This window comes from Protofrankia sp. CiT1, assembly GCF_917627335.1.
Classification (GTDB): Bacteria; Actinomycetota; Actinomycetes; order Frankiales; family Frankiaceae; genus Protofrankia.
Genome location: NZ_CAKJTP010000195.1, coordinates 2,863 through 6,838, shown reverse-complemented (window position 1 = coordinate 6,838; position 3,976 = coordinate 2,863). Strand labels below are relative to the sequence as shown.

The 3,976-nt window shown below is 73.8% G+C and carries 1 protein-coding gene and 1 pseudogene; one reads left to right on the top strand and one right to left on the bottom strand.

Annotated elements, in window-relative coordinates; genetic code table 11:
- The coding region (locus MJ785_RS19605) for an SbcC/MukB-like Walker B domain-containing protein (protein ID WP_239382180.1) at window positions 1–2,920 on the top strand (2,920 nt) is incomplete at its 5' end.
- Window positions 2,921–3,019: 99 nt separating this feature from the next.
- Here MJ785_RS19605 and MJ785_RS19600 read toward each other — a convergent pair.
- A pseudogene (locus MJ785_RS19600) lies at window positions 3,020–3,976 on the bottom strand (ATP-binding protein); the annotation flags it as partial.

The window sequence follows — 3,976 nt, the reverse complement described above, 5'->3', positions numbered from 1 at the left end:
GGCGGGGATCGACTGGCAGGCCGCCGACGCCGAGGCGGCTGGCGTGGTACGGCGGGCCAGCGCCCGCGCTGCCGTCCGCCTCGAGAACGTCCGGGCCGTCCGCGCGCCCGACGCTGAGCACCGCAAGGCCGAGCAGTCCCGTGACCTCGCCCGGATCGCCCTTGACCGCGCCACGCAGGCCCTCACCGACGCCGAGCAGGCCGAGCAGGCCGCCGACGGCGCGGTCGCCAGCGCCGTCGAGGCCGCCGGGCAAGCCCTGGCCGCCTGGTCGTCCCGGCACTCCGGGCTGTTGCCCACGCACGGCTGGGCGGACCTCACCGAGGCGCTGGGCGACGCGCTGGCCCAGTTCGGCGAGCCGGACGCGGCGCTGCCGGAGAGCACGTACAACGCCGGGACCGCCCCGGCGGAACACCAGGTCCGCGACGAGCAGGCGGCCCTGCGCGCCCGGCACACCGCCCTCGTCACGGAGCGGAAGGCCGTGACCGCCGAGCGGGCCGCCATCGCCGCCGAGCGGGATGACGCCCCACCGCGACGTCCCGGACGTCCCGGACGGGCCGCGGACCGCATGGATGTCGCCGGCGCCCCACTGTGGCGCCTGGTCCGCTTCGCGCCCGGCGTCGACGACACGCGGGCGGCGGCGATCGAGGCGGCCCTCGAGGCCAGCGGCATGCTCGACGCCTGGGTGTCGCCGGACGGCCACGCCGGCCTCCTGGCCGCGCCCGGCTATGACGGGTACCTGGTCCCCGGGACAGCCGTCACCGGGCCGAACCTCACCGACGTGCTGGAACCCGAGGACGACACACCCATGCCGCGGGGACTGGTCACCGCCATCCTGGCGTCGGTCGCGCTCGACGGGAGCCTGTTCTCCAGCGCCGCCGTGACCGGCAGCGACGGGCGCTACTCGCAGGGCATCATCGCCGGGCGGCACCACAAGGAGCACGCCGAGTACATCGGCGCGACCGCCCGTGCCCACCGCCGCGCCGCGCGGATCACCGAGTGCGACGCGCGGATCGCCACGCTGACCGCCGAAATCGCCGGCCTCGACAAGCGGGCGCGAGCGCTCGCCGACACCCTGGCCGCGTTCGGTGACGCCCGCACGGACCTGCCCGCGACCGGTCAGATCGCCGGCGCCCAGCGGGAGCACAACCGGGCCGCCGGGCACCTGCGCAGTGCCCGGCACGCCGCTGAGCAGGCTCGGGTGAGCTTCGACGAGTCCGTCGCCGCCGTCACCGTGACTGAGCGCGCCCTGCGCCGGGCCGCTGCCGACAACGTGCTCACCCCCGAGAGCGCCGACCGGGTCGAGGACGCGACCCGCCGTTTCGAGGCAGCCGCCCGCGACCTCGAAGCCAGGTACCGGGAACGCGGGCGGCAGGCCGACGCCGTCGCCGACGCCCGCGACCGCGTCGAACACGCCGCTGCGGAGGAACAGGCGGCCGCCGGCACGCACCGCTCCGCGTACCGCCGCCATGCCGAGGAGAACGCGAAGCTGCAGGCGCTGCGGGAGTCTGTCGGCGCCGAGGCCCAGGAGGTGCTGGCGCGGATCTCGGCGGCCGAGTCCGGGCTGGCCGCCGCGCAGGACGAGGAAAAGGCCGCCCGCGGGGCCGAGATGGAGGCGATCCGGCTGGCGTCCGCCGCCAGCGAGCGGGTCTCCTCGGGCCGGGCGGCGCTGCGCGTCGCGCTGGACGAGGAGCTCACCACCGCCCGGAGGCTGGCTCCGTTCGCGGCCCGGGAGCTGCTCGACGTGCTGGCGTGCCCGCCGGGGCTGCGGTGGCCCGCGAGCGAGGAGGAGTGGACACGCGGCGAGACCCCGCCGGCAGCGCTCGCGATCCATGACGCCATCCTCACGGCCACCCGTGGCATGTCCGCGACCGAGACGTCGCAGAAGGCGTCGACCACCCGGCTGACCCGGGCGCTCGAGGAGCTACAGGCACAGCTCGCGGCGGCCGGTCAGGACTACCACCCCGCGTGGGACAGCCCGGACGGTGTGATCGTCGTGCGGATCGCTGACGAGCAGGGGCCGCTGCCCGCCGCGGCGTTCGCCAACCGGATCTCCGCCGCGCGCCGTGACCAGCACCTGCTGCTGTCCGACAGCGAGCAGCGGATCCTCGAGGACGCGCTGCTGACCCGGCTGGCACAGCAGATCCACGACCGCACCGTCGACGCGCGCGACCTGATCCGGGCGATGAACAGGGAGATGCGCGAGCGGCGGATGTCGTCGGGCAAGAAGGTCGGCGTGAGCTGGCAGATGTCCGATGCCCTCGACGCCGAGCAGCGGGCGGTCGTGAGCCTGCTCGACACGGAATCCTCCCGCCTGGCGCCGGATTCGCTCGCCCGGATGCGGGCGCACTTCGCCGATCGGATCAAGACCGAGCGGGCGCGCCACCGGGACCAGCCCTACCGCGAGCTCCTCGCCTCCGTGCTGGACTACCGGCGCTGGCGGCAGTTCTCGTTCCGTCTGGTGGGCCCCGAGGGCGAGGAGGAGACGCTTACCCGGGCCAGGCACAGCAGGCTGTCCGGCGGCGAGCAGTCGGTGTCGCTGCACCTGCCGCTGTTTGCGGCGGCGCATGCGACCCTGAACACGGCGCGCCCGGACGCGCCCCGCCTGCTCGCTCTCGACGAGGCGTTCGCCGGGGTGGACGACACCGGCCGCGCCGAGCTCATGTCCCTGGCGGCGCAGTTCGACCTCGACCTGTTCATGACCGGCTACGACCTGTGGGCGACCTCGGCCGTGGTCCGCGCCGCCGCGCACTACGACCTCGCGCACTCCCCCGTCCAGCACACGGTCAGCGCCCTGCTGCTGGTGTGGGATGGCAGTGAGCTGATCGCCGACGAGACCGGCACCCTTACCGCTCTCCTGGGCTCCCCGGGCACGCGGCGCGCGGCCACCTCGCCCCACCTCCTCCTGGCACCCCAGGCGTGACCGCCCGCAGATGATCGCATCGTCGGGAAGCGGCCGGTCCGGCCTCGCGAACAACTCGGCCCCCGCGTCGTGTTCGGGCCCAGGGCGCGCGGGCGTCGGTCACCCGTTGAGGAGGGTGATGCAGCGCCCGGCCGGGCTGGTCACGGTGGTGATCGCGGTGCGTTCGTCAATGGGAGGCGCGTTCGTGCGCTGGTCGAAGATCACAAGGGTGCCGATCGGCAACTGGAGCCGGTCGAGGTAGCGGTCCAGCTGCAAGAGCCCGGCCTTGAGCGGGTTGGATCTGCCGGTGCGCCAGGCCTTGATCTCAAAACCCTCGCGCTGGACCTGCCGCGGTCCCCCGCGGGGTGCGTAGGGCCAGCGGAGATGAAGGTCGATGCGGCCGGATCCGAGCGCGTATTCGCGTTCGACCTGGCCGGTACCGTTGACGGCGCGCTGGAGGTAGCCCATGAGAATGAGCTGGGGCGCGGCCTCGTCGTAGTAGCCGCGGCTGGTGAGGAACTCGCCGTTCTCGATCCACCAGACCGCGAAGTCGGCGAGGACTCGCGGAAGATCGAAACTGCCGTCCGGGCGGACGAAGGTGCGGGGATCGGTGGTGATGCTCTCCTGCACGGAGGACGACAGGACGCGGACGATGACCTCGCGGTAGATCGGATTCGCGGCCCGTACGGGTGGGTCGGGCGCGATGAGGCCGAGATCGCGGACATAGCTGACGTCGTCGTCGTACGGGTCGAGGACGAGCGGGTCCCCGGCGATCAACGGAGCGATGATCTCACGGACACGGGGCTCGGCCAGCTTGGAGGCCAGTGAGTCCAGGTGGGTGGCGCGCGCAAGGACGAGCCGTTCCTTCGCGGCCTCGAGATGCTCACGTGTGATCGTCTCTGTGGCGGGCACGGCCATCTCCTCGACGACCTCGCGGGCCAGCGCGTTGACCAGCCACGGCTGGCCGCCCGTGAGCTCGTAGGCGTGCTCGACCGCGCCCGGCGCGAACGGCTGGCCGGTGGCGGCGGTGTGCTGACCGTAGAGCTCCGCCACCTCGTCCGCGGTGAAGTCGCCCAG